This window comes from Citrobacter sp. FP75 (assembly GCF_018342065.1).
Classification (GTDB): domain Bacteria; phylum Pseudomonadota; class Gammaproteobacteria; order Enterobacterales; family Enterobacteriaceae; genus Citrobacter.
In genome coordinates this window covers 1316727-1341166 of the sequence record NZ_JAFDOE010000001.1, presented here as the reverse complement: position 1 = coordinate 1341166, position 24440 = coordinate 1316727, and the positions used below count along the sequence as shown (strand labels likewise).

Here is a 24440-nt window from a genome sequence, read left to right as displayed (position 1 = left end):
TTAATATATATAGTCCTTCTAATGGTAACGAGACATTTTCTTTTCAGCAATAATCCCCTCCTGTTTTCTGTCTCTCTGGATGTTGTTATGAATACCTTTACCCGGCCGCCCTTATGGCTACTCACACTGCTGATTATGTTTCCGCAACTGGTGGAAACCATTTACAGCCCGGCGTTGCCCTATATCGCGGCCTCTTTTCAAATAAGCAGTGAGCGGGCTGCTCAAACACTTTCCGTTTATTTTGTCGCCTTTGCCGTCGGCGTGGCGCTGTGGGGCTGGCTGAGCGACTGCATCGGACGTCGGCGAGCAATGATGGCTGGCCTTCTCTGCTACGGGGCAGGTTCTGCAATGGCAGTCGTTGCCAGCGATTTCAGCGTGCTGCTGCTGGCCCGTATGGTATCGGCCATGGGAGCAGCGGCCGGTTCCGTTGTAGTGCAGACGATGTTAAGGGACAGTTATGAATCCACCATGCTGTCACGTGTCTTTTCCGTTCTGGGAGCCGCACTGGCAATAAGCCCGGTGTTCGGACTGGTGAGTGGAGGCTGGCTGGTAAGCCGCTACGGCCATACCGGTGTATTTGTCACGCTTATCTTGCTGGCGATACTGCTGCTAACACTGACAGCAGCTTTGCTGCCAGAAACGCGACCGGAAAATACGCTCAAACCCCAGTTTACGGGTCTGGTCTCCCGCATGGTACAGGACGGTAGGCTTTGGAAAAATGCAATGCTGGTTGCCCTGCTGAATACCATGTTGTTCAGCTATTACAGCCTGGCTCCATTTCTTTTTGGGCAGTTGGGGTGGAGCTCCAGGGCCTTTGGCTTTACGGGGTTCGTACTGGCGCTTGCTTCACTGTCAGGCAGCCTCCTGAACCGGAAGCTGTTAACGACAGGTCGAACACCGGAACAACTGGTACGTCATGCCTGTGTACTGGCATTGTTGTCGGGTTTCGCGGCATGGTGGGTTCAGCACTCAGCATGGATCCTGATACCGGTAGCCGGGGTTGTGGTGGCCTATGGCATCGCTATCCCCAATGTACTTAGCCAGGCGCTGCACCACTATCGCCAACAGGCAGGTGCCGCCGGTGCTCTGTTCGGATTAAGCTACTACTTGCTACTGGGATTGATGTTGGGATTCGCTGGCATGGTGCAGCAACTGGGGCTGGTTCTGACCGTCTGCGCGTTCATCGCCTGGCTTTTCAGCTTGCGCCGTTGATAAAGCGGACTGAGGCTCCTTAAACAACAGAGCCACGACAAACTGTCGTGGCTCTGTTACAAATTAGCCTGACCTCGCGGATAATTCCAACTTACCGCCGTCCGATGGCGACGAGGCCAGTGGCGCGCATAGTATAGAGCCACGTCAGCCAATATTTAGCTATCCGTGCCCCATTCACCGTTCGCGGCTTAGTATATTACTCATGTTTAATCATCACATGGCGGATAACCGTGTAATCCTCTAGCCCATAAGCCGACATGTCCTTACCGTAGCCAGAGAGTTTTTGCCCACCGTGCGGCATTTCGCTCACCAGCGTGAAGTGGGTGTTGACCCAGGTACAGCCATACTGCAAACGGGCGCTAAGACGATGCGCGCGACCGACATCTCGCGTCCAGACCGAGGACGCCAGCCCATACTTCGAATCGTTGGCCCATGCCAGCACCTGAGCCTCGTCATCAAAGACGGTGATGCTGACCACTGGACCGAAGACTTCCCGCTGAACGATGGCATCGTCCTGCTTCGCGCCTGCCAGCAGCGTCGGGGCAAAATAGTAGCCTGCGCCCTCCACTTTTTTACCGCCGGTGATGACTTTGATATGTCCGAGCGCTTTGGCCTCATCCACCGCTTTGGTGATGCGATCGAGATGCGCCTGGGAGCTTACCGGCCCCAGCTCTGTCGATTCATCATTCGGTGAACCAGTTTTCAGGCTGGCAACCGCAGCACCCAGTTTTTCGACCAGCGCGTCATAAATGCCTTTTTGTGCGTAGATGCGACAGGCTGCGGTGCAATCCTGCCCGGCGTTGTAATAACCGAACGTGCGTACGCCGCTTACCACCGCATCCAGATCGGCATCATCGAAAATAATGACCGGGGCTTTGCCGCCCAACTCCATATGTGTGCGCTTAATAGACGGCGCGGTATGTCCAATAATGTGCTCACCGGTGGCAATGGAACCGGTCAGTGAAACCATTCGTACTTTTTCATGGCCGGTTAGCGGATCACCCACGGTTTTACCGCGACCAAACAGCACGTTAATTACGCCTGCCGGGAAAATATCTTTCGCGAACTCCGCCAGTTTCAGCGCCGTGAGCGGGGTAATTTCGGACGGTTTGATCACCACGCAGTTACCTGCCGCCAGCGCCGGTGCCAGTTTCCAGGCGGCCATCATCAACGGATAGTTCCACGGTGCGATGGACGCCACCACCCCCAACGGATCGCGGCGGATCATTGACGTGTGCCCTTCCAGATACTCCCCGGCCGCCAGGCCATTCAACGTGCGTGCAGCACCGGCAAAGAAACGGAAAACATCGACAATGGCCGGAATTTCATCATTCAGCACACAGTGGAAAGGTTTACCGCAGTTCAGCGATTCCAGCTCGGCAAATGTTTGCGCGTTTTCGGCGATGGTGTCCGCCAGTTTCAACAGCAGCTCAGAGCGCACTTTCGGCGTGGTTTGCCCCCAACTGGCAAAAGCATTGTCCGCTGCGCGGACGGCAGCATCAACCTGCATGGTTGAGGCCTCGGCAATTTCGAGGATGACTTGACCGGTAGCAGGGTTATAGACCGGCTGCTTTTCACCTTCACCGTTGACCAGTTCGCCGTTAATCAGTAATTGATGTTGCATAGCAATTTCCCATATTGTCGTTTATTTACCGTTTCCGGCGAGTGTGTCGCCTTCACGCGTCAGCCACCAGGCCCCTAAAATCGGAAGTGTTGTGACCAGCATCACCAGCAATGCCACAACGTTAGTCACCGGTACATCACGCGGACGTCCCAGTTGATTGAGTAGCCACAGCGGAAGTGTTCTTTCATGTCCGGCCGTGAACGTAGTCACGATGATTTCATCAAACGACAAGGCAAACGCCAGCATGCCCCCAGCCAGCAGCGCCGACGCAAGATTCGGCAGCACGACATAGCGGAAGGTTTGCCAGCCATTCGCACCCAGATCCATCGATGCTTCAACCAGACTCCATGAGGTGCGACGAAAACGGGCCACGACGTTGTTAAAGACCACCACTACACAAAACGTCGCATGACCCACTACGATAGTCAGAAACCCCGGCTCAAGATTGATGGTTTTAAATGCAGTCAGCAGTGCCAGACCGGTGATAATGCCCGGTAGCGCGATCGGCAATAGCAGCAACAGCGATATTGCGTTCTTGCCAAAGAAGTCTCGCCGCCACAGGGCCGCCGCCGCCAGTGTTCCCAACACCAGAGCGATGGTAGTCGATAGCGCGGCAATCTTAAGTGACAACGTCACAGATTCCAGAATATCACTACGCTGTGCCGCCACGCTAAACCAGCGCAGCGTGAGCCCCTGAGGCGGAAAACTAAAGGCGGCTTCCTCGGTATTAAAAGCATAGGCTGCAATGATGAGGATGGGAAAGTGCAGGAAAATTACGCCACCCCATGCGGCCAGTTTGAGTAAGAACGGTGCGCGTTCAGAGTGCATCAAACGCTCCCAGACGCTTCACGAACGCCAGATACAGTGCGATTAACACAATCGGCACCAGGGTGAATGCCGCCGCCATTGGCATATTGCCGATAGCACCTTGCTGCGAATAGACCATGTTGCCGATGAAATAGCCCGGCGGTCCTACCAGTTGCGGCACGATAAAGTCGCCCAGCGTCAATGAGAAGGTAAAGATTGAACCTGCGGCAATGCCGGGGATAGCCAGCGGCAGCACCACATAGCGGAAGGTCTGACGTGGACGCGCGCCTAAATCCGCCGAGGCTTGTAGCAATGACAGAGGTAACCGCTCCAGCGCGGCCTGTACCGGCAGGATCATAAACGGCAGCCAGATGTAGACGAACACCAGAAAGCGCCCTAACCCTGAGGTCGACAACGTATTACCGCCCACAGCGGGCAACGTCAGAAAAGCGGTCAGGACAGGTTCCAGTCCGAGATGGGTTAAAAACCACTGCGCCACGCCGTCTTTAGCCAGCAGCAGCGTCCACGCGTAGGCCTTAACAATGTAGCTTGCCCACATCGGCAACATCACGGCGATGTAAAAAAAGGCTTTCATTTTGCCGCTGGTGTAACGCGCCATATACCACGCCATCGGGAACGCCAGAATCGCGCTGGCAATGGTCACGGCCACCGCCATAGTCAGCGTACGCAAAATGATGTCGTAATTAGCCGGGTTAAACAGCGCCCGTAGATTCGCCAGCGTCAGGTCTGGCGTCACGGACATGGTGAAATCGTCAAAGGTATAAAACCCTTGCCACAGTAGCGTCAGTAATGAACCAAAGTAGACGACACCAAACCACATCAGCGGCCCGAGCAGCAGTAAAAACAGCCCCATCCCCGGATTGCGCCAGAAATAGCCCGAGATTTTATTCAGTCCGCTGGTCTGTGGAGGCGAATGTAAAACGTTCATAGCCATTCACCTCTCCTCAACCAGCGGCACCATCACGTCACGTGACCACGAAGCCATGACGTGCTGCCCCGGCGACAGCGTTGACGGCAGCGTTTCTCCCGTCAGGTTCGCCTGGCTCACCAGCAATTTTTCACCGCCGGCCAGTTTTAGCTCAAATCGCGTCGCCGCCCCCTGGTACTGCACCGCCTGGATAACGCCCGGCGTCTGCACTTCGCCGCCAGAATCATTCAGCCGAATGTGTTCCGGGCGCAGGGAAAACATGCCTTGCAGGCCACACACATTCGCCGACATCGCCGCATCAAAGACGTTTGACGTGCCGACAAAGCTCGCCACAAACGGCGTACGCGGGCGCATGTAGAGTTCACGAGGAGAATCGACCTGCTCAATGCGACCGTTATTAAACACCGCCACGCGATCGGACATCGACAGGGCTTCCCCCTGATCGTGGGTGACAAAAATGAAGGTGATGCCCAGGGATTGCTGTAATTTTTTCAGCTCAAGCTGCATCTGTTCACGCAACTTAAGATCCAATGCCCCGAGCGGTTCATCCAATAGCAGAACGCGCGGTTCATTAACCAGCGCACGGGCGATCGCCACGCGCTGACGCTGTCCACCGGAAAGCTGTGACGGCTTACGCTCAAAAACGAAGCCGAGAGCCACCTTTTCCAGTGCTTCACGCGCCCTGGCATGGCGCTGTTTTTTATCCATCCCTTTAACCATCAGCCCGTAGGCCACGTTGTCGAGGATCGACATATGCGGAAATAACGCGTAATCCTGAAATACCGTGTTAACGTCCCGTTCCCAGGGCGGCAACTCACTGGCCTGCTTACCAAAAATGCTAATTGCACCGCCTGAGAGCTGTTCAAAACCTGCTATCAGGCGCAGGCAGGTGGTTTTGCCGGAGCCGGATGGCCCCAGCATGGAGAAAAACTCACCATCATTTATCGCAATACTAACCCCATCGACGGCACGAACATCCCCGTACAATCGCGAGACATTGTCAAATTCCACTGCGTACGTCATAAAACCCCCAGCGGAATCAGCGACCGCCCATAATGGCTATGTAATCCTGCGTCCAGCGACTATAAGGCACGAACTTCCCACCTTCTGCGATTGGCGTTTTCCAGAAAGCAATTTTGTCGAAGTAGCTATACCCATTGGTTTCACAGCCTTTTTCACCCAGCAGTGGGCTGGCTTTGCAACCTTCAGGCACAACCGGCAGCGATCCAAACCAGGCGGCAACGTCGCCCTGAACTTTCGGGCTTAATGACCAGTTCATCCATTTGTAAGCGCAGACCGGATGTTTCGCTTCGCTGTGCAACATGGTGGTGTCAGCCCAGCCGGTAACGCCTTCTTTAGGGAAAACGGTGGCAATAGGCTGACCTTCACCTTTCAGGGCGTTAGCCTGATACGGCCAGGCGCTGGAGGCCACAACGCCTTCGTTTTTAAAATCACTCATTTGCACGGTGGTGTCATGCCAGTAGCGGTGGATCAGCCCGTGCTGATCGCGCAGAACCTTGATGACGGCCTGATACTGTTCTTCGGTAAGCTGATAGGGATCGGTAATGCCCAGTTGTGGCTGAGTGGCTTTGACGAACAGCGCGGCATCCGCAATATAGATCGGACCATCGTAAGCCTGGACACGGCCTTTATTGCTTTTTCCGTCAGGTAGATTTTGTTCAACGAACACCACTTTCCAGCTATCTGGCGGCGTCGGGAACGTTTTGGTGTTGTACATCAGCAGGTTTGGCCCCCACTGATACGGCGTGCCGTACACTTTTCCGCCGACGTTAAACCATTCACCTTTGACGACCCGCGGGTCGATGGTGCTCCAGTTCGTGATGAGCGCAGTGTTAATGGGCTGGACACGTTTGCCCATAATCAGACGCAGTGACGCATCACCTGATGCCGTGACCAGGTCATATCCGCCTTTTGCCATCAAGCTGACCATTTCGTCTGAGGTAGCCGCCGTTTTCACATTAACCGCGCAGCCGGTTTCCTTCTCAAACTGCGAGACCCAGTCATATTGTTTATCCGTTTGACCACGTTCGATATAACCCGGCCAGGCAATAATATCCAGGCGCCCTTCAGGCTTATCTAATGATCCAGGGGGTTGGGCTGCGTGGGCGGTCATCAGCGTCATGCTGAGCGCACACAGGCTCGTGAGGGCAAATTGCTTGCTCATAACGTCTTACTCCTGTCGAAAGAATATTGAGCGGCAGCCTTGCCGTAAATATATGTCCTTTCCTAAAAGTAGTCGGGGTGCCGCCTGCGTTCCTGCTAGCGCAAGGAAATTTAATCAGGTTGTGAGCTAACGCTCATTACGTTAGTAATTGCAACAGCGTGACTTAATCTTCTGGAGTATAGACAAGGGGTTAGGTACAGAGGGGCAATAATAATAACTATTGATATTTTGTATGGTTGTACCCGAAAGAAATAACACTGTGATTTCGCTGGCGCTATTTCAAAAATAAGAACGCGCTATTCTTTTATATTGAATAGCGCACTCAATATTATTTCATCATCTCGCGAATTAATTTTCCAAGCTGTTTCACCGCCTGCTCCTCGCGTTCACCCCAGTACCATGCGGTATTGAAGCGAAAAAAGCGTGTCCAGGTTCCCGATGTTGAGAACATTTTCCCCGGCGCAATGCTGATATGGTGCGCCAGCGCCTGTGTACTGAGGACACCAGCATCAAGCGGTTCGGGCAGTTCGAGCCACAGAAAATAGCCGCTATCATTATGGTGAATGTTGACTTCCGCCGGAAGATGGCGCAGCAGCGTTTGCCAGGCTTGCTGTTTGCGTTCTGCCAGTTGGCGACGCAGTCGACGCAGATGCGCGTCATAACGTCGGGTAGACAGGTAGTCCACCAACGCGAGCTGCATTGGGGAACTGGTTGACAAGGTGCTCATCAACTGGAGCCGCTGAATACGCCGTGCATGCTTCCCTGCCGCCACCCAGCCGATGCGAAATCCGGGCACCAGGCATTTTGAAAACGATGAACAGTGCAACACCCTGTCGCCGCGATCCCAGGCTTTGGCGGGCAGCGGTTTCTCACGGCCAAAATACAGCTCGCTGTAGACATCATCTTCTATCAGCATCACGTTATATTTTTCCAGCAGTGCGACCAGATGCGCCTTTTTCTCTGCGCTGAGCGTAAACCCCAGCGGGTTTTGGCTGTTGGTCATCAGCCAGCAGGCTTTCACTGGATACTCTTGCAGCGCCAGCTCCAGTGCGACAAGGTCAATCCCTTCCTTCACGTCGGTGGCAACAGACAGCGCTTTCAAACGCAGGCGTTCGAGGGCCTGTAATGCGCCGTAAAAACAGGGATTTTCGACGATCACCCAGTCGCCGGGCTCGGTCACCGCCTGCAGACTCAGGTTGAGGGCTTCCAGCGCCCCGGCGGTAATCACTATTTCATCCGGCGAGATGGTTACCCCTTGCTGGGCATAGCGACGCGCAATGGCATAACGCAGTTCGGCATTACCGGGCGGCAGGTTTTCAATCACGCTCATTGCCGTTGCCGTTTTGCTCACCTGCGCCAGTGAGCGGTTAAGCTGTTGCAGGGGAAACAATCTAGGATCGGGAAAGGCGGACGCAAACGGCATAACCGATGCATCCCGGCTGGCCTGCAACATGTCAAAAATATAGGTGTTGATATCGACCGCTTCGTCGCGCACGACCTGCGCCTGCGGGATCCCCGTCTCACGTTCGGGGCGCGCGGCAACATAGTAACCAGATTGCGGTCGGGCAATTATTCGCCCCTGACTTTCCAGCAATTGATAGGCGTGGCCAACGGTCATAAAACTCATACCGCTGGTCGCTACCTGCTCGCGTAAAGAAGGCAGACGGTCGCCGGGTTGCCAGACGCCAGAGGCGATTTGATCGCGAATTTGTTCCGCCAGTCGTTGATATTTTTTCATAGTAATTCTCGCGGGCCAGATGCAGGTGACGCCCGCAGTGTATATCAGTCAGTAAAATAAACAACATTCTGGCAACTGTTATGGTTTACAGTTTCATTGCATGGTTAACGAAAGCTCTTTGCCTAGCGCGCGTGCTGCAATCTGCACGGCATCAATTTTCGTCGCATGTTGAAGAAGGAGAACGCGAATTAATAACAGTAACTCAGCGTCCAGATTTCATATCAGTTCCGCCAACGGATAACATCGCCACAACTGTTATGGTTAAAAAGAACTGTTCTGTTTCTGCCCCCTACCGTTCCCCAGGCATAGAATTGCGCTAAATCAATTTTGCCTGCGGAGTTAAGCATGTTCGGTCTTGACGCGTTTCACCTGGCGCGGATTCAGTTCGCGTTTACGGTGTCGTTTCACATCATCTTTCCGGCCATAACTATCGGTCTTGCCAGCTATCTGGCGGTTCTTGAAGGTCTGTGGCTGAAAACCAAAAATCCCACCTGGCGTTCGCTGTATCATTTCTGGTCGAAAATTTTCGCCGTCAACTTTGGTATGGGCGTGGTTTCTGGCCTGGTGATGGCCTATCAGTTCGGCACCAACTGGAGCGGGTTTTCCGAGTTCGCCGGGAGCATCACCGGACCGCTGCTAACCTATGAAGTGTTAACCGCATTCTTCCTGGAAGCGGGTTTCCTTGGCGTGATGTTGTTTGGCTGGAACCGCGTCGGTCCTGGCTTACACTTCTTCGCCACCTGTATGGTCGCTCTGGGAACTATTATCTCGACGTTCTGGATCCTCGCCTCCAACAGCTGGATGCAAACGCCGCAGGGCTACGAAATTGTCAACGGACAAGTGGTGCCGGTGGACTGGTTTGCAGTCATTTTCAACCCGTCCTTCCCTTATCGTCTGCTGCATATGTCCGTTGCCGCCTTCCTGAGCAGCGCTCTGTTTGTTGCGGCGTCGGCGGCCTGGCATTTACTACGCGGGAATAACACACCGGCAATCCGCGCCATGTTTTCTATGGCGCTATGGATGATGCTGATCGTCGCCCCGTTACAGGCGTTGATTGGCGACATGCATGGGCTGAACACGTTGAAGCATCAGCCTGCCAAGATTGCTGCCATTGAAGGTCACTGGGAAAACCGGCCCGGCGAACCCACCCCGCTACTGCTGTTCGGCTGGCCGGATATGGAACAGGAACGTACCCGCTACGGGCTGGCCATCCCGGCGCTGGGTAGCCTGATCCTGACCCACAGTCTGGATAAACAGGTTCCGGCTCTGAAAGAGTTTCCAAAAGAAGACCGTCCCAACTCCGCTATGGTGTTCTGGTCGTTTCGCATTATGGCAGGCCTGGGCATGCTGATGATTCTGCTGGGCACCTTCGCGCTGTGGCTACGCTACAAACAACGGCTGTACACCTCACGTCCTTTCCTGCGCTTCGCGTTATGGATGGGACCTTCAGGCCTGATCGCCATTCTTGCAGGTTGGGTTACCACCGAAGTGGGTCGTCAGCCGTGGGTCGTTTACGGTCTGCAGCGCACGGCTGATGCGGTTTCCGCGCATGGCAACCTACATATGAGTATCAGCCTGCTGGCTTTCTTTGTAGTGTACAGTTCGGTTTTCGGCGTGGGCTACAGCTATATGATCCGCCTGATCCGTATAGGGCCTAAGGAAGATGATCCGACGATACCGCCAACGGGCACCCCTGCACGACCGCTTTCCGCTGCAGTCCTCGATTCTCAACCGGAGGCACACCGCTAATGGGCATTGATTTATCAGTTATCTGGTTCGTTATCATCGTGTTCGCCACGCTGATGTATATCGTGATGGACGGTTTCGACCTCGGGATCGGCATTTTATTTCCGGCTATTCAGGACCCTGACGATCGCGATGTGATGGTTAACAGCGTCGCGCCGGTGTGGGACGGCAATGAAACCTGGCTGGTGCTGGGTGGCGCAGGCTTGTTTGGCGCTTTTCCTCTGGCCTACGCGGTGATTGTCGATGCACTGACCATCCCCTTAACCCTGATGCTAATCGGCCTTATTTTTCGCGGCGTGGCCTTTGAGTTTCGCTTCAAAGCGACGCCCGCACACCGGCCGTTCTGGGATAAAGCGTTTTTATGCGGCTCGATCCTTGCAACCTTCACCCAGGGCATTGTCGTCGGTGCGGTGCTCAATGGATTCTCGGTCACAGGGCGCAGCTACAGCGGCGGAGCTTTCGACTGGCTCACCCCGTTTACGCTGTTTTGCGGCGTGGGTCTGGTAGTGGCCTATGCACTGCTGGGCGCGACGTGGCTGGTGATGAAAAGCGAAAACCCGCTGCAGGATAAAATGCGCAGTGTCGCCAAAAAACTGCTACTGGCGCTGCTGGTGGTGATTGCCATTATCAGCCTGTGGACGCCGCTGGCGCACAGTGCGATTGCTGAACGCTGGTTTAGCCTGCCAAACCTGTGGTTCCTGATGCCGGTTCCACTACTGGTTGCGCTAATTAGCCTGTGGCTGTGGCGTTCGCTGGGCCAGCAACAGAGTCATGCACTGGCGTTTATCCTGACGCTGGGGTTGATTTTCCTCGGCTTCAGCGGGCTGGGGATCAGCATCTGGCCACATATTATTCCGCCGTCTATTACTCTCTGGCAGGCGGCGGCACCGCCGCAAAGTCAGGGCTTTATGCTGGTGGGGGCGTTACTGATTATCCCGATAATCCTCGTGTACACCTTCTGGAGTTATTACGTCTTTCGCGGCAAAGTTCAACATGGTGAGGGGTATCATTGATGCAACAATCAATATGGAAACGCCTGATGTGGCTGGTTGTCCTGTGGGGCGGCAGCGTGCTGGCCCTGGCCGCTGTCGGCATGTTCTTTCGTGTTCTCATGACGGCAGCTGGCTTTAAGTCCTGATTCCCTTCCAGATAACAACCGGGTGGCGCTGCGCTTCCCGGTTGTTACAAACCCTAACGTTGACTAAACAAAAATGTAAAAAACATCGAATTGGCAAAACAGAGATTGCCATTTATCCGATTAAAATATTGAATAGTCACTCGTCGAAATTACCGCCATTTTTGTTAAAACGTACCAGAGGCTGCATGATGTTTAAGAAAGGGTTAACGGTGTTATTGCTGACCAGCGCGCTTTTCTCCGGCCAGCTTTTCGCTACTAATCAGGGACATGAATATCTTCAGGTACAGGATGCCGATCACTTATTACGACACACGGCTGACAGCGATGAACTGCGGGTGACGGCGGAAGACTCCGCCGCCGATCTCCGCGAGCACCATCACTGGCAAAAATCACGCAAACCCGATACCCATCAAAGTTAACGCTTAGCCTTTACGCTTCGGTAACGTTTTCATCAGCTCATCCGGGCTGACGGAGGCAACGATACTGCCCGGCAGCGGCATTTTCAGAATGTGATGTTTCATCTTGCCGATCACGTGCATTTCGCACGGTCGGCAATCAAATTTCAACGTCAGCACTTCATCGCCGTTCACCAGCTGCATTGGCGTCGCTTTCCAGCTTTTGATGTTGCCCCTGGCCTGTTTCGGGCACAGGTTAAACGCAAAACGCAGGCAGTGCTTGGTGATCATGACCGGCACTTCGCCTTTTTCTTCATGCGCTTCATAAGCAGCATCAATAAGCTGAACGCCATAACGGTGGTAAAACGCACGCGCTTTGCGGTTATAGACGTTTGCCAGGAAACTCAGATGTGTTTGCGGGTAAACCGGTGCAGGATCGGCGACCGGTTTACGACTGCCACGCTGATAGCTGGCCAGCCGCGCGGCATCCAGCATCTCGACAGCTTCACGACGCAGTTGATTAAGCTGACCGTTCGGCACAAACAGCGCGCCCGGCAAATTGATCTGAATATCGCGGGCGTAATACAGCGTCTGACCAAGCTTTGCCAGCCCTTCCTGCAAATTATTCAGCGCTTTTTCCGCGTTGTTCGCTTCCTCAAACAAACCATCCAGCGTGTGGGTGATACTCACGCCCTCCTCGCTGGTGAGCGTCAGGATCAACTGCTCCTGCCAGCCCCCCAGTTCAATATCAACCGCCACGCGGCGCTCACTGGACGTTTTGGTTAGCGCCTGCTGCCAGTTATGATCAAGGTTACGATTCAACGGGTGATGCGGGCGCACTTTATGCAGATCGGCAGGCATTTCATTCGGCCAGACCCGATATCGGTTGTTCCCTGTTTTCTCGACGGTATTGGCGCGAAACCCGACCACGTCGCGCTTGATAAGCACGTTCAGGCCATCGCCGTTAGCCAGCGGTTCCGTTACTTCGACGTCAAGATGATCTTTTGCCACCGTCAACACTTCGCCTACCGGCAAGCCGATAAATTTCGGCGAGTCGAATGCGCCGATATCGCCTTTGCGGGCGGTGACAAAATAATCAGTGCTGCCGCGGTGAAACGTTTTGTCCGTGGAGGGGGTAAAGAAATGTTCCGTGCGCCCTGCCGATGCGCGGGCAAGGTCGCCACGCTCGTCGATAATCGCGTCCAGCATCTGGCGATAATGGGCAGTAATGTTCTTCACGTAGCTCATGTCTTTGTAGCGGCCTTCAATTTTGAAGGACCGCACGCCGGCGTCGATCAACGCGCCCAGGTTGGCGGTCTGATCGTTATCTTTCATCGACAGTAGGTGTTTTTCGTATGACACCACTCTCCCCTGATCGTCTTTCAGGGTATACGGCAGGCGGCAAGCCTGAGAACAATCACCACGGTTAGCGCTACGTCCGGTTTGGGCATGGGAGATATAACACTGGCCGGAATACGCCACGCACAACGCACCGTGAATAAAAAACTCGATGGTCGCGTCGGTGGCCTGATGAATGGCGCTAATCTGCTCCAGGCTCAGTTCGCGCGCCAGCACAATCTGGGTAAAACCAACGTCGCCGAGAAACTTTGCTTTCTCGACGCTGCGAATATCGCACTGGGTGCTGGCATGCAGTTCAATGGGCGGAATATCCAGCTCCAGAATCCCCATGTCCTGCACAATCAGGGCATCAACGCCGGTCTGATACAGATCTGTAATCAACCGCTGAGCGGGTTCCAGCTCATCATCATGCAAAATCGTATTCAGCGTCACAAAGATTTTCGCCCCATAGCGATGGGCGAAAGGCACCAGTTCAGCGATATCCTTCAGGCTGTTACTGGCATTATGGCGTGCTCCAAACCCCGGTCCACCAATGTAAACGGCATCTGCGCCGTGCAAAATGGCTTCGCGCGCAATCGCGGTATCACGGGCCGGGCTTAACAATTCAAGACGATGAGGTTGCTGAGGCATACGGTTGTTACCATCCAAAAGCGGTAAAATGGCGGCTATTGTAGTCAGAAGCACGACGTTGCGAAATAGTTTTCCTGATTAACTGCGTGGGTAATGGATGAGCGAATGAAAGTGAACCGTTTGCCCGCTGCTGTTTCGATAACTGTGCGCAGTATCCCCGGCAAAACGCACCCCTTCACCGTTTTTTAATGTTCGCCACATGCCATCAATGCACATATCCAGCAGGCCATTAATCACCACTACATGTTCAATAACGCCGGTTTCATGCGGGGTGGATTCACTCAGCGCGCCGGGCGCCAGCAGTATCGAAAAATGGTCAAAGCAGAGCTGTGGATCCCACGGGAACAGCGGCGTGACAATCATCGCCTGCTGTTGAGGATCAAACGTGGACGTGCAGTTCGCTTCCGGCGGCGAGATAAAGGTCGAAAATGGGACGTTCAGTCCAGTGGCGATTTTCCATAACGTCGCCACGGTCGGGCTGGATTCATTGCGCTCAATTTGCCCCAGCATGGCTTTTGACACACCGGTCTCCTGGGCCAGACGCGAAAGGCTCCATTCCCGTTTCTGACGTAATACCCTGAGCGTGGCCGCCAGATAGTGAGTGACATTATCCATTCGTTTGCTCCCTCAATCTCGTGTGGCAAAGCCATAGCCTATCACTTGTGCGCTATAACGCACAGTGCTACTGTGAGTGACCGTTATAACGCACGCGGAGTCGCTATGCGCACATTTTCACTTCCTTTGCCTACCATACTGTCTGGTTTCGTAGCCGTCCTGGTCGGCTACGCCAGTTCGGCGGCCATTATCTGGCAAGCGGCGATGGCCGTCGGGGCAACCACCGGGCAAATTGCGGGCTGGATGACCGCGCTAGGCATAGCGATGGGCGTCAGCACGCTGGCGCTGTCCTTATGGTACCGCGCCCCAATATTAACCGCCTGGTCAACGCCCGGCGCGGCACTGTTGGTTACTGGTTTGCAGGGTTTAACCATTCAGGAAGCGATTGGCGTCTTTATTGTTGCCAATGCATTGATTGTCCTGTGCGGCGTGACCGGGCTGTTTGCCCGTCTGATGCAGGTTATTCCTCACTCGCTGGCGTCGGCGATGCTGGCCGGGATCCTGCTACGTTTTGGGCTACAGGCATTCAACAGTATGAACAGTGAACTCCTGCTGTGCGGCAGTATGCTGCTGGCATGGCTGGTGCTCAAAGTTCTGGCACCGCGCTATGCGGTGATCGCTGCGATGCTGGTGGGAATAGCTATCGCTCTGATAAAAGGTGTCGTTGTCACTAAAGGTGTCAATATTTCACCGGCAATGCCGGAGTTTATAGCGCCCCACTTTTCCCTCGCCCACAGCATCAGTATTGCCCTACCGCTGTTTCTGGTGACGATGGCCTCACAAAATGCCCCCGGCATTGCCACCATGAAAGCCTCCGGCTATTCATTACCCGTTTCACCGCTGATCGTGTTTACCGGCCTGCTGGCGCTGCTGTTTTCGCCTTTTGGCGTCTATTCCATCTGTATTGCCGCCATCACCGCCGCAATATGCCAAAGCCCGGAAGCACACCCTGATGCAAAACGACGCTGGCTCGCGGCGGCGGCGGCTGGCGTCTTCTATCTGTTGGCTGGGGTGTTTGGCGGTTCGGTCACCGGATTGATGTCAGCCCTGCCGGTTAGCTGGATCCAGATGCTGGCCGGTCTGGCATTGCTCGGGACAATTAGCGGCAGTTTGTATCAGGCGCTGCATCATGAAACCGAGCGCGACGCGGCGATTATCACTTTTCTGGTCACTGCCAGCGGTTTGACGCTGCTGGGGATTGGCTCTGCATTTTGGGGATTAATTGCCGGAGGGCTGTGCTACACGGTGCTAAGATTAGCGCGCAGCACGTAGCTGCGAGGGCGTCTTACCCGTCACCTGTTTAAAGCGGTTGCTGAAGTGGCTGGCGGAGCTGAATCCGCAGGCCATCGCGATATCAGACAGGCTGCGGGCAGAATAACAGACCAACTGCTGCGCCAGCGCCATACGACGCTGCATCACATACTGATGGGGCGCCATGTTCATCGACTGGCGGAACATTCGGGCAAAGTGAAAATCGCTCAACGCCGCTTCACTCGCGAGATCGCTCAGCGTGATGGGGTACGCCAAATGCGCCTCGATATAGGCCAGCACATTACGCAACGTGACGGGCGCCAGTCCTCCCGTGACCACCGGCGGACGCCATTGTACGTTGCTGTAATGCTGGATCAGGTGCGTTAATAACAGCGAGGACGCAGCACTGAGCGTGAGGTGATTGGCGGGCTGTTGCCAGTCATTGCCGAGTAAAAACTGGCGATACACGGCGGTGATCCCCGGATCGCTGCCGAAGGTATGTTCGTCCAGCGTGAAGCTAAAAGGGCTTTTGTCCCAGACTTTCTCCCCGACTTCGCGCAGATGCGCGTCGGTACAGTAGAGATGAACAAAGGAGAGATCGTCGCGAATGTCCCAACTGGATTCGCTTTCTTTGGGCATCAGGCAGAAGCGGTCCGGGCCGCCGCCGTTCTTCCAGCCGCCCGCCGTTTTGTGGTAACTCTCGTAGCCATCTGCCACATACAAACTGAGCGTGTGGTGATCGCAATATTGGGTGATGGTATCGCGTTTGTTCGACCACGCCGCCAGTTGGATCCCTGAATGTAACGCAACTGACTCATGCAACACGGCATTATGTTTGCGTAAGTTTTCAAAGGCATCGTAGGGCTGAGGCATACCATCACTTTCAAAAGACGTTGTTAGCAGAGTTTCAGTCTATCTCAGCAACAGGGTGTTAACAGCCCTCTTTTCAGCTTTACACAAAAAAAAGCGCAAGATTTTGCAAGTTATCCGCAATCTGATGAAAGCATTCGCAGAACTGGCGTGGCACATTCTGCCTCTGAATAGCCAAAATGAGAGCGATATATGAACGCACTGTTGTACTGTCTGGTGGTGGTGATATGGGGAACGACATGGATTGCGATTTACCTGCAACAAGGCCCGGTTGCCGCACCGGTCTCCATCTTCTGGCGCTTTGCCGTCGCCAGCACCGTGATGATAGCCATCCTGCTGGTAAGCGGGAAATTACGTAAGCTGTCGGGGCGCGATCATCTGTTTTGTCTGTTACAAGGCGGATGCGTTTTTTGCTTTAACTTCTGGTGTTTTTACACTGCCGCTGCGTGGATCAATACCGGCCTCGAATCGGTTATTTTCTCGATGGCGGTCCTGTTTAATGCGGTCAATAGCTACCTGTTCTTTGGTCAAAAACCGCCACGACGTTTTTATGTTGCCGCCGGGTTGGGGCTGACAGGTATCGTCACCTTATTCTGGCCGGATTTGGTCAACAGTGGGTTGAATCACTCGCTGCTGTTGGGTATTGGTTTAAGTGCCCTCGGCACTTTTGGATTCTCACTGGGCAATATGATAAGCCTGCGTCATCAGAAAAAAGGTCTCGAGGTAATGACCACCAACAGTTGGGCAATGCTGTATGGCACCGTGTTGATTGCCGCCATTGCGCTGGTGCGCGGCGATAACTTCACGCCACAGTGGACCTTCAGTTATCTCAGCGCGCTGTTGTATCTGGCGATTTTTGGTTCGGTGATCGCCTTCGGCGCCTATTTCACGTTAGTCGGTCGCATCGGCCCCAGTAAAGCGGCATACAGCACGTTGCTTTTTCCACTGGTGGCGCTAACGCTGTCTACGTTGTACGAAGGATATGTCTGGCAGGTTAATGCGATTGCCGGATTAGTGCTAATTTTGCTGGGGAATATGGTGATGTTTACCCGCCCGGAAGTGCTGATGGGGAAACTGCTGTACCGTCGACGAGTTGCCTGAAAAAACGCACCATCTACAGATGGTGCGCCCATCATTACTGTTTTTTGTTCACATCAAACATGGAGGCATCGGTCGCCATGTCATCAACAACTTTCTTCAACGTTTCGAACGCCATTGGCGTACTTTCGTTATTCAGGTCTTTACCTTCACCCTGACGTACAACTTTAATCACGGGTTTATTGGTTGCCGCATCGATCAACTCACCCTCGAAAAAGAGGTGGGTGTCCATGGTACGGTGCCCCGTCGCCATTTGCGTACCGGCAACAAGCAGCGCAACCGGGACCACTTCATAGAACTGCAGCCCTTCTTTGCTGGTCGCAACACCGGTGATTGCTCCACGGAAAATCAGACTACGCGGACCTGGGGTCGTCACCAAAGGCTTACGCTTAGCAATGGAGGTTTTCATCTGAGTGTTGGTATAGTTCAGCAGCTTATCAAGAACCTGCTGACCGACCTGGGTGGTTGGTTTAGGAACCGGATAATACGTGATCGGGTTATAAACGATGTTATCGTACTTGGACTCATTAAAGTTGGGATCAACCCAACGCAGCACCGGTTGTCCGGTGGCAGATTTTGTTTCCTTCAGGCCAGAGTAATCTTTTAAAAAACCTGAATATTTATCAGGCTGCGTTATTTTTGAGGCACAGCCTGATAACGCCAGTAAACCCGTAAGCACTGCAACTTTAAATAAAGTTTGAGCACGCATGGAACGATCCCTTAGTATATTGCACATATGCATCTGAAATAATAGCAAAAGGAAATCATTTTGGATGAACTAAAAATGGTAAGGACCGCACAATTTTATCTTAACGTTATCTTAATGTTCAGCACTCAAAAAATGCTGAACGTAGAAAGGGTTATCACAAATGGGTAGGTCAGACCGTTTTACGCGCCAGCATTGTCGCAAAGCGTAGTTTAATGCGATTGCCGTTCTCATCCGTACGATGAAGTTCACCCACGTCTTCGTTATATTTCAGCAGCTCCCAACCGGCGTAATAGTGGCGTAACTCCCCTGCTTTAAACGCAAACGGGAACCCAACGGTGCACGGAAAATCATCGGTATCCATTGCCGCGACGATCAAGTTATACCCACCCGGTTTGGTACAACGCTGCATATTCTCGATCAGGCCCGGAATAGTTTTCGCGTCCAGGAACATCATCACCACGGTAGAAAGAATAAAATCGTATTCACCGTCAAAGCGTAACGCATTGAGGTCTGCCACCTCCGCGTGCAGATTGGTCAGCCCTTCTGCATCTTTAATGCGCACCAGATTAGCGATGCTCATCGGGTTTTTATCCCATGCGGTAACGTCATAACCGTTAGCCGCCAGGTAAAGACTGTTACGGCCATTCCCGCAGCCCAGATCTAACGTTTTGCCTGGGGCAACAATTTTTGCCGCGTCGACAACATCGGAATGCGTGCGGGTTAAATCATATTTCTCAGTAAAGTAGTTTTCGTCACAACGGGTCATTATTTATCCTCAGATTTCAGTAATGCTGCACGTTCCGTGCGAATAAGCAGTTTTCCCTGCATCAGCAATGCAAACGTACGTATCAGTAATAGTGCAATGATAAAATTGGTAAAAATAAACAGCGGGATCGCCAGCGTATGAAAAAAACCTGTCCCACTGCCGTGGCCTAAATGCAGCCCCGTAGTTGCCAACGCCGACACGCCGAATGAGAAGCTCCAGAATGACGCATTAAACGGCTGAGACAGATACCACGGCATCAGTCGTAACATGAACAGCAGCTGCAGCAGGCCATAACCGAACAACATTTTTGCCAGCGTATCACCTTCTCCGCCATTAACGCTGAGCCAGGCGCTACAGGCGACCAGAGCCGGAGCCAGCTGAATGCCAAGTGAAGTACGTAATACTGCGGGTAGTTCTCCACAGCTGCGTAAACGTTGCAGGATAACCGGCTCAAGGCTCAGCCAGGAAAATACTCCGGCGCCCAAAAACACCAGTCCCGCATCATTGTAACCCAGTGCGCCACAGGCCATGGCGCTGATGAAGTTATTGGCTACGGTCGGTAGATACAGACCCGGCGTGGTGGCTTCCTCTGGATGCTCCCCTCGCCACAGCCCCGCCGTTTGCCAGGCCGCGTACGACAGTTGTATCACCACGCCAATACTGAACAGACCCACGGCTAATGGTCGACACCAGGGAACAAAACCAATCGCCACCAGCATGGTGGTGGCGGGGAAGAGACTGACAAAACTGCTCATCACCGGGTGGCGTATTTCCGCCAGCACGCTGTGGGGAAAACGCAGCAGACGGGTAAGAAATGCCAGCGTCAGCAATCCCCAAATGACCATCGCGAGGATCACTAATCCGTCACCGAACCAGTGGCTCACCGACCATATCTGACTGGCATAGCGCCAGGCAAATCCCATACCGATGGTTCCCAGTACCATGCCAAAATAACCGGCCGGAAGATTAAGGACTCGCTCACTCTGCTTGTTATTACTCATTTTGTTTATTTTTTAAAGTATATTTGAAATACATTTTATGGAATTTCCGACTGTATAGCCAGTGCGGAAAACTTTGCTACGTTTAACTAAGGTGCGCAACTGGGAAATTCTCTATGACCAAATACCGTCTGAGCGATGAGCCACGTTCCTTCAGTTATCAGGATAATGGCAACAAAAAAAGCGTATTGCTACGTCAGATAATCGCCCTCACCGACTTTAATGATGTGCAAGCCGGGACGCGGGGTGGCTGGATTGACGATGAACGCGTACTGGCGCAAAACGGCGATTGCTGGATTTACGATGAGAATGCGCTGGCGTTTGCCGGGGCGACTATCTCCGGCAATGCCCGCATTACTCAGGCAAGCATCATCAGAGATAGTGCGCAGGTTGGTGATGACGCATGGATTGATCAGGCGGAAATCAGCCATGGCGCACAAATACGTGACAACGTCACGATAAGAGATTCCACTGTCCGTGGGGAATGCCTCCTGTCAGGTGAAGCCCGTGTGTTGTGCCGTTCAGAAATTATTGCCGCCAAAGGATTAACCCGCGAAAGTGACCAGGTTTTGCACATTTACGACCGCGCCATTGTCAGTAATTCACGCGTGGTGCATCAGGTGCAGATCTATGGCGACGCCGTCGTCAGCTACGCTTTTATTGAACATCGCGCTGAAGTTTTTGATTTTGCGCGGATAGAAGGCAATGAAGAAAATAACGTCTGGATCTGCGATTGCGCGAAAGTGTACGGGCATGCCCGACTTATCGCCGGCACTCATGAAGATGCCATCCCTACTTTGCGCTATAGCTCACAGGTGGCGGAACACGCGGTGGTCGAGGGCAACTGCGTTCTGAAACATCACGTACTGGTTGGGGGTCATGCATATCTGCGCGGCGGTCCAATCCTGCTTGACGATTACATCCTCATTGAAGGCCACGCCTGTATCCAGGGAGAAGTGTTGATCGAGCATCACATTGAGGTTACTGATCAGACTCACATCGAGGCGTTTGAGGACGACGCGATTCATCTGCGCGGCCCGAAAGTGATTAATGGTGAACAGCGTATTACGCGCACGCCTCTGGCTGGTTTATTCTGAGGTGTTATCAATGATTCGGGCATAGAGATTCACGTCATGGTACTCACCATTGAGGTACTCCGCCTGCGTCATACAACCTTCCAGCAGGAAGCCGTTACGCTGCGCCACCTGATTACTTTCACGGTTATCCACCCGGCATTTAATGATAAAACGACGGATCTCGCCGCGCTGCGCATAATGCTGAATCAACGCCTGTAGTGCACGGGACATTATGCCTTGCCCCTGATGCGCCTCATCCAGCCAGTAGCCGATGTAGGCTGCTTTGTTCAGCGGTTCAATCTGATTAAATGAGATCACCCCGATCACACTTTCTTGCTCAAAAATCAGGAACATTTTGGCGTAGCCGCGCTGGTGCAGCATCATATTGCCCTGCACGTTCTTGCGGGTGTCATCCTCGGATTCCACAAACTGCGGCCAGTTCAGCGACTGCTGCAGCCAGGACTTATTTTTGAGCACCAATTGATGCAATGACGTGACGTGTTGCTCTTCGACCGCACGCAGTTCCAGCGTTTCATTAATGGTTATAATTTCTGGCATGTTCCTTTCCATTACGATTGTGCAAAAAATGCCAACCCTGTTTTTTCATACAGTGTTTTTTTAAGGTTTTGATAACATATCCCCAGCACTAACGGGCAACATTTTTATACTTTGAGAAGATGTGAGGCAAACTGTAATGAATAAATTGAACTGGTTCAATAACGTTGAAAACCGCACTCACCCATGGGAAGGTTCAGGACTCACCTGGCTGACCACCGCGCTTAACGTGCCGAATGTCAGAACTGCCGTTGATTTCTATACCGGCGCAATGAACATGGTCGCCATTGCAGAACTGGAAGGTGATGACGGTGAGATGCTGTTTGCCCGAATTCGCTACCGTGGCACGAACTTTACGATTAACAAAGAAGGCTGGGATTCTGATCTGAAAAGTCCGCAAACAACTGAATCCCCGACACCTTTCATTTTCTATATGTACGTTGATGATGTTGCGTCGTTGGTAAATGAAATGGTGCAGGCTGGCGCAACGGTACTGAATGCCCCCGCTGAAATGTTCTGGGGGGATTTAAAAGCGCGCGTTAAAGATCCTTTTGGGTTTATCTGGGATATCGCACAAAAGCTGTAGGTTTAATGCCCGAGAATCAGGCATTAAACCTAATAAAGCAGTGAGAGTCGTGCTATTTAGCTCTCACTGACACTCTCTTTTTGCAATATTTTAAGCAGGTCTTCCTTCAGGTGAAGTTTCTGTTTCTTCAGGCGAACAATATCCAAACTGTATCCCCGACCATCCGAACCTTCCAGTCTGGAAATCTCATGATCAAGGCTGTTGTGTTTTTCGAATAAAGACAGAAAGCGAGGGTTCTCGGATTTCAGTCGGGAAATGAGGTCTCTGTATTCTGGAAACATACTTTCTCCCTGTTAGTGGACAAAAATGTGTAGAAGAAATACACACCTTCAGCTTACCCATTTGACATAGGGAAAAATGCGAACAGGATCGAGTAAATAGCGTACAGAATGTTTCAGGAGGAATGCGGTCTGTGACTCCCCTTCAGGAGAGCCACAGAAATAGCGATTAACGCATTTCGCGATCGTCAACGTACTGACGTTTATCCGGCGCTGGCGGGAAATACTGATATAGCCAGGTCTCGCTGATTGCATCGCCCTGACAACGCAGGAACATGCGCATATCTACCGGGTCGGTTGAGTCCGAGGTTGGATACCAGTCAAACTGAATCCGATAACCATCGATCGGCTCAACGTAGAGGATTTCAATCTGCTTCGCTTCTCCGCTGGAGAGCGTAATCACCGGTTCAATGCCCTTCGGCGCAGCGGCTTTCAGATCACCGCCAACGAAATCAACGGCAAAACGACGCGCCCATTTTTCCGGGTAATGCTCACCCGGCGCCCATCCTTCCGGGAATCCGCCCATGCCGGTGCGGGTTGCCAGCACGCGCGCGAGCGGCGAACGCACTGGTGGCTGCGCGCTCCAGTACAGGCGATATTTGAACTCCAGATCGTCACCGGCTTTGATCGCCTTCTCCGGCTGCCAGAAGCAGACGACGTTATCCAGCGTTTCACCGGTGGTTGGGATCTCCATTAAGCCAATGGTCCCCTTGCCCCACTGGTTACGCGGTTCGACCCACAGGCTTGGGCGCTTGTTGTACCAGCCCATAATGTCCTGATAGTGGGAGAAATCACGATCCAGCTGCAGCAGGCCAAACCCGCGCGGGTTGTCATCGGTATAGGCATTAAATTGCAGTTTTTGCGGGTTGTTCAGCGGGCGGCAGATCCACTCGCCGTTACCACGCCACATTGCCAGGCGATCGGAGTCGTGAATTTGCGGGTGAATGGTGTCGCACATCCGGCGTTCGTTATTGCCGCAGCTGAACATGCTGGTCATCGGCGCAATGCCGAGCTGTTTGATGTCTTTGCGGGCGTAGACATGGTTCTGCACATCCATGATCACCTGAGTTTTCTCACAGTGGATCACAAACTTAAACGCGCCGGTTACGCTTGGGCTATCGAGCAGCGCATACACTGTAAAACTGGTCGCGCCCGGTTTGACCGTTTCGAACCAGAACGCGGTAAAGTCCGGAAACTCTTCTTTGCTGTCGGTGTAAGTATCTACTGCCAGGCCACGCGCCGATAAACCGTACTGATAGGTGTCATCTACGGCGCGGAAATAGCTGGCACCGAGGAAGGAAACGACATCGCGACGAGCCAGTTCAGGGGCTTTAAACACGCGGAAACCGGCAAAACCGAGATCGGTTTGCCCTTCCAGATGTTTGGTATCCACGCCCGCATCGTTGTATTTGAACAATTCAGGACGGAAGTGGATCTCACGCGCCATATGCGTACTGTCATCAACCGAGAACATGCGCACGCGGCGACGAAAACCCATGCCAACATGGAAAAACTGCGCGTCTAACTGACGATTTTCAACATTGTTCCACAGAGACTGCTCGGCGTCGTATTGAATGCTGTTGTAAGCCTGCGGCGTCAGTTTAGCCAGCGTATCCGGTAACGCGCGCGGCGCGCCGCCCCACGGTTTCTGTGCCAAATCGTGGGCCATTGATTGCAGTACGGAAAAATCAAAACGTACGGTTTTTCCGTCTGCAATGTCAGACTCTGCCGCATAGGCCGCACGGGAAAAGAGTGATGCAATACCACTGGTTCCGCACACGGCGGCCATTGCCATTGAACCTTTAATAAATCGTCTACGATTCATGCCTGAAAGTAAGTCCTTCTGGTCGTGTGA

The 24440-nt window shown here is 53.1% G+C and carries 24 protein-coding genes and 1 pseudogene; 9 read left to right on the top strand and 16 right to left on the bottom strand.

Features of this window, described 5'->3' with window-relative positions; translation table 11 throughout:
* The first annotated feature begins 87 nt into the window (after positions 1–87).
* Positions 88–1212 (top strand): multidrug effflux MFS transporter, encoded by a 1125-nt coding sequence (locus tag JQ822_RS06555; RefSeq protein ID WP_213132764.1) that lies wholly within the window; start codon positions 88–90, stop codon positions 1210–1212.
* Positions 1213–1408: 196 nt separating this feature from the next.
* On the opposite strand, the gene patD is transcribed toward JQ822_RS06555, so the two are convergent.
* From patD to JQ822_RS06520, 7 genes and pseudogenes are all read right to left on the bottom strand, one after another.
* A complete protein-coding gene (gene patD, locus JQ822_RS06550) occupies positions 1409–2836 on the bottom strand; it encodes an aminobutyraldehyde dehydrogenase (protein WP_213132763.1) in 1428 nt (475 codons plus the stop codon).
* Positions 2837–2857: 21 nt separating this feature from the next.
* Positions 2858–3664, bottom strand: a complete 807-nt coding sequence (locus JQ822_RS06545; protein WP_213132762.1) for an ABC transporter permease — start codon at positions 3662–3664, stop codon at positions 2858–2860.
* Positions 3654–4598, bottom strand: coding sequence for an ABC transporter permease (locus JQ822_RS06540; protein ID WP_213132761.1), 945 nt, complete (start codon positions 4596–4598; stop codon positions 3654–3656). Before JQ822_RS06540 ends, JQ822_RS06545 begins: the two co-directional genes overlap by 11 nt.
* Entirely contained in the window at positions 4599–5615 is a 1017-nt protein-coding gene (locus JQ822_RS06535) for an ABC transporter ATP-binding protein (protein WP_213132760.1), read from the bottom strand.
* Positions 5616–5631: 16 nt separating this feature from the next.
* On the bottom strand, positions 5632–6777 hold the full coding sequence (gene ydcS, locus JQ822_RS06530; protein ID WP_213132759.1) for a putative ABC transporter substrate-binding protein YdcS: 1146 nt from the start codon (positions 6775–6777) through the stop codon (positions 5632–5634).
* A 328-nt stretch (positions 6778–7105) separates the two neighbouring features.
* The gene (locus tag JQ822_RS06525) at positions 7106–8515 is read right to left on the bottom strand and encodes an aminotransferase-like domain-containing protein (protein ID WP_213132758.1); all 1410 of its coding nucleotides are present in this window, start codon (positions 8513–8515) and stop codon (positions 7106–7108) included.
* A 93-nt stretch (positions 8516–8608) separates the two neighbouring features.
* Positions 8609–8692: pseudogene (locus JQ822_RS06520) on the bottom strand (type II toxin-antitoxin system HicB family antitoxin); the annotation flags it as partial.
* 168 nt (positions 8693–8860) lie between these two features.
* Between JQ822_RS06520 and JQ822_RS06515 the strand changes: the two are divergent.
* The 4 genes from JQ822_RS06515 (at position 8861) to JQ822_RS06500 (ending at position 11818) form a co-directional block, all read left to right on the top strand.
* Entirely contained in the window at positions 8861–10264 is a 1404-nt protein-coding gene (locus JQ822_RS06515; RefSeq protein ID WP_213132757.1) for a cytochrome ubiquinol oxidase subunit I, read from the top strand.
* Positions 10264–11274: a cytochrome d ubiquinol oxidase subunit II gene (gene cydB / locus JQ822_RS06510; protein WP_213132756.1), complete on the top strand. Its 1011-nt coding sequence runs from the start codon at positions 10264–10266 to the stop codon at positions 11272–11274. The genes JQ822_RS06515 and cydB overlap by 1 nt, the downstream gene beginning before the upstream one ends.
* A complete protein-coding gene (locus JQ822_RS06505) occupies positions 11274–11399 on the top strand; it encodes a DUF2474 domain-containing protein (RefSeq protein ID WP_213132755.1) in 126 nt (41 codons plus the stop codon). Before cydB ends, JQ822_RS06505 begins: the two co-directional genes overlap by 1 nt.
* A 188-nt stretch (positions 11400–11587) precedes the next feature.
* The gene (locus tag JQ822_RS06500; RefSeq protein ID WP_192464852.1) at positions 11588–11818 is read left to right on the top strand and encodes a DUF2554 family protein; all 231 of its coding nucleotides are present in this window, start codon (positions 11588–11590) and stop codon (positions 11816–11818) included.
* A 3-nt stretch (positions 11819–11821) separates the two neighbouring features.
* Here JQ822_RS06500 and JQ822_RS06495 read toward each other — a convergent pair whose 3' ends face one another.
* Both JQ822_RS06495 and JQ822_RS06490 read right to left on the bottom strand, forming a co-directional pair.
* The gene (locus tag JQ822_RS06495) at positions 11822–13783 is read right to left on the bottom strand and encodes a peptidase U32 family protein (RefSeq protein ID WP_213132754.1); all 1962 of its coding nucleotides are present in this window, start codon (positions 13781–13783) and stop codon (positions 11822–11824) included.
* 78 nt (positions 13784–13861) lie between these two features.
* Positions 13862–14398 (bottom strand): helix-turn-helix domain-containing protein, encoded by a 537-nt coding sequence (locus JQ822_RS06490; RefSeq protein ID WP_213132753.1) that lies wholly within the window; start codon positions 14396–14398, stop codon positions 13862–13864.
* 105 nt (positions 14399–14503) lie between these two features.
* On the opposite strand from JQ822_RS06490, the gene JQ822_RS06485 reads away from it, so the two are divergent.
* The gene (locus tag JQ822_RS06485) at positions 14504–15670 is read left to right on the top strand and encodes a benzoate/H(+) symporter BenE family transporter (RefSeq protein WP_213132752.1); all 1167 of its coding nucleotides are present in this window, start codon (positions 14504–14506) and stop codon (positions 15668–15670) included.
* Here the strand turns inward: JQ822_RS06485 and JQ822_RS06480 are convergent.
* Complete coding sequence (locus tag JQ822_RS06480; protein WP_213132751.1) at positions 15653–16522, bottom strand: helix-turn-helix domain-containing protein; 870 nt, start codon at positions 16520–16522, stop codon at positions 15653–15655. The genes JQ822_RS06485 and JQ822_RS06480 overlap by 18 nt on opposite strands.
* A gap of 189 nt (positions 16523–16711) precedes the next feature.
* Between JQ822_RS06480 and JQ822_RS06475 the strand changes: the two genes are divergently transcribed.
* Positions 16712–17620: a DMT family transporter gene (locus JQ822_RS06475; RefSeq protein ID WP_213132750.1), complete on the top strand. Its 909-nt coding sequence runs from the start codon at positions 16712–16714 to the stop codon at positions 17618–17620.
* 34 nt (positions 17621–17654) lie between these two features.
* Here JQ822_RS06475 and JQ822_RS06470 read toward each other — a convergent pair whose 3' ends face one another.
* From JQ822_RS06470 to tehA, 3 genes are all read right to left on the bottom strand, one after another.
* A complete protein-coding gene (locus JQ822_RS06470; protein ID WP_213132749.1) occupies positions 17655–18326 on the bottom strand; it encodes a DUF3313 domain-containing protein in 672 nt (223 codons plus the stop codon).
* Positions 18327–18495: 169 nt separating this feature from the next.
* Positions 18496–19092, bottom strand: coding sequence for a tellurite resistance methyltransferase TehB (gene tehB, locus JQ822_RS06465; protein ID WP_213132748.1), 597 nt, complete (start codon positions 19090–19092; stop codon positions 18496–18498).
* Entirely contained in the window at positions 19092–20093 is a 1002-nt protein-coding gene (gene tehA, locus JQ822_RS06460) for a dicarboxylate transporter/tellurite-resistance protein TehA (RefSeq protein WP_213132747.1), read from the bottom strand. The genes tehB and tehA overlap by 1 nt, the downstream gene beginning before the upstream one ends.
* 113 nt (positions 20094–20206) lie before the next feature.
* Here tehA and ydcK point away from each other — a divergent pair, with 113 nt between their 5' ends.
* Entirely contained in the window at positions 20207–21187 is a 981-nt protein-coding gene (ydcK, locus tag JQ822_RS06455; protein WP_213132746.1) for a YdcK family protein, read from the top strand.
* Here ydcK and rimL read toward each other — a convergent pair.
* Positions 21179–21724 carry a 50S ribosomal protein L7/L12-serine acetyltransferase gene (gene rimL, locus JQ822_RS06450; protein WP_213132745.1) on the bottom strand — a complete coding sequence of 182 codons (546 nt, stop codon included), beginning with the start codon at positions 21722–21724 and terminating at the stop codon, positions 21179–21181. The two genes, ydcK and rimL, sit on opposite strands and share 9 nt — an antisense overlap.
* A 136-nt stretch (positions 21725–21860) precedes the next feature.
* Between rimL and JQ822_RS06445 the strand changes: the two genes are divergently transcribed.
* The gene (locus JQ822_RS06445) at positions 21861–22307 is read left to right on the top strand and encodes a VOC family protein (protein WP_213132744.1); all 447 of its coding nucleotides are present in this window, start codon (positions 21861–21863) and stop codon (positions 22305–22307) included.
* Positions 22308–22363: 56 nt separating this feature from the next.
* Here the strand turns inward: JQ822_RS06445 and JQ822_RS06440 are convergent, their stop codons facing one another.
* Both JQ822_RS06440 and JQ822_RS06435 read right to left on the bottom strand, forming a co-directional pair.
* Positions 22364–22588: a YdcH family protein gene (locus JQ822_RS06440; RefSeq protein WP_003833168.1), complete on the bottom strand. Its 225-nt coding sequence runs from the start codon at positions 22586–22588 to the stop codon at positions 22364–22366.
* A 166-nt stretch (positions 22589–22754) separates the two neighbouring features.
* A complete protein-coding gene (locus tag JQ822_RS06435; protein ID WP_213132743.1) occupies positions 22755–24410 on the bottom strand; it encodes a glucan biosynthesis protein D in 1656 nt (551 codons plus the stop codon).
* Positions 24411–24440: the final 30 nt, after the last annotated feature.

Coding starts and splice junctions, on each gene's coding strand:
- JQ822_RS06555 (WP_213132764.1), top strand. CDS start 88: ATGAATACCTTTACCCGGCCGCCCTTATGGCTACTCACACTGCTGATT.
- patD (WP_213132763.1), bottom strand. CDS start 2,836: ATGCAACATCAATTACTGATTAACGGCGAACTGGTCAACGGTGAAGGT.
- JQ822_RS06545 (WP_213132762.1), bottom strand. CDS start 3,664: ATGCACTCTGAACGCGCACCGTTCTTACTCAAACTGGCCGCATGGGGT.
- JQ822_RS06540 (WP_213132761.1), bottom strand. CDS start 4,598: ATGGCTATGAACGTTTTACATTCGCCTCCACAGACCAGCGGACTGAAT.
- JQ822_RS06535 (WP_213132760.1), bottom strand. CDS start 5,615: ATGACGTACGCAGTGGAATTTGACAATGTCTCGCGATTGTACGGGGAT.
- ydcS (WP_213132759.1), bottom strand. CDS start 6,777: ATGAGCAAGCAATTTGCCCTCACGAGCCTGTGTGCGCTCAGCATGACG.
- JQ822_RS06525 (WP_213132758.1), bottom strand. CDS start 8,515: ATGAAAAAATATCAACGACTGGCGGAACAAATTCGCGATCAAATCGCC.
- JQ822_RS06515 (WP_213132757.1), top strand. CDS start 8,861: ATGTTCGGTCTTGACGCGTTTCACCTGGCGCGGATTCAGTTCGCGTTT.
- cydB (WP_213132756.1), top strand. CDS start 10,264: ATGGGCATTGATTTATCAGTTATCTGGTTCGTTATCATCGTGTTCGCC.
- JQ822_RS06505 (WP_213132755.1), top strand. CDS start 11,274: ATGCAACAATCAATATGGAAACGCCTGATGTGGCTGGTTGTCCTGTGG.
- JQ822_RS06500 (WP_192464852.1), top strand. CDS start 11,588: ATGTTTAAGAAAGGGTTAACGGTGTTATTGCTGACCAGCGCGCTTTTC.
- JQ822_RS06495 (WP_213132754.1), bottom strand. CDS start 13,783: ATGCCTCAGCAACCTCATCGTCTTGAATTGTTAAGCCCGGCCCGTGAT.
- JQ822_RS06490 (WP_213132753.1), bottom strand. CDS start 14,398: ATGGATAATGTCACTCACTATCTGGCGGCCACGCTCAGGGTATTACGT.
- JQ822_RS06485 (WP_213132752.1), top strand. CDS start 14,504: ATGCGCACATTTTCACTTCCTTTGCCTACCATACTGTCTGGTTTCGTA.
- JQ822_RS06480 (WP_213132751.1), bottom strand. CDS start 16,522: ATGCCTCAGCCCTACGATGCCTTTGAAAACTTACGCAAACATAATGCC.
- JQ822_RS06475 (WP_213132750.1), top strand. CDS start 16,712: ATGAACGCACTGTTGTACTGTCTGGTGGTGGTGATATGGGGAACGACA.
- JQ822_RS06470 (WP_213132749.1), bottom strand. CDS start 18,326: ATGCGTGCTCAAACTTTATTTAAAGTTGCAGTGCTTACGGGTTTACTG.
- tehB (WP_213132748.1), bottom strand. CDS start 19,092: ATGACCCGTTGTGACGAAAACTACTTTACTGAGAAATATGATTTAACC.
- tehA (WP_213132747.1), bottom strand. CDS start 20,093: ATGAGTAATAACAAGCAGAGTGAGCGAGTCCTTAATCTTCCGGCCGGT.
- ydcK (WP_213132746.1), top strand. CDS start 20,207: ATGACCAAATACCGTCTGAGCGATGAGCCACGTTCCTTCAGTTATCAG.
- rimL (WP_213132745.1), bottom strand. CDS start 21,724: ATGCCAGAAATTATAACCATTAATGAAACGCTGGAACTGCGTGCGGTC.
- JQ822_RS06445 (WP_213132744.1), top strand. CDS start 21,861: ATGAATAAATTGAACTGGTTCAATAACGTTGAAAACCGCACTCACCCA.
- JQ822_RS06440 (WP_003833168.1), bottom strand. CDS start 22,588: ATGTTTCCAGAATACAGAGACCTCATTTCCCGACTGAAATCCGAGAAC.
- JQ822_RS06435 (WP_213132743.1), bottom strand. CDS start 24,410: ATGAATCGTAGACGATTTATTAAAGGTTCAATGGCAATGGCCGCCGTG.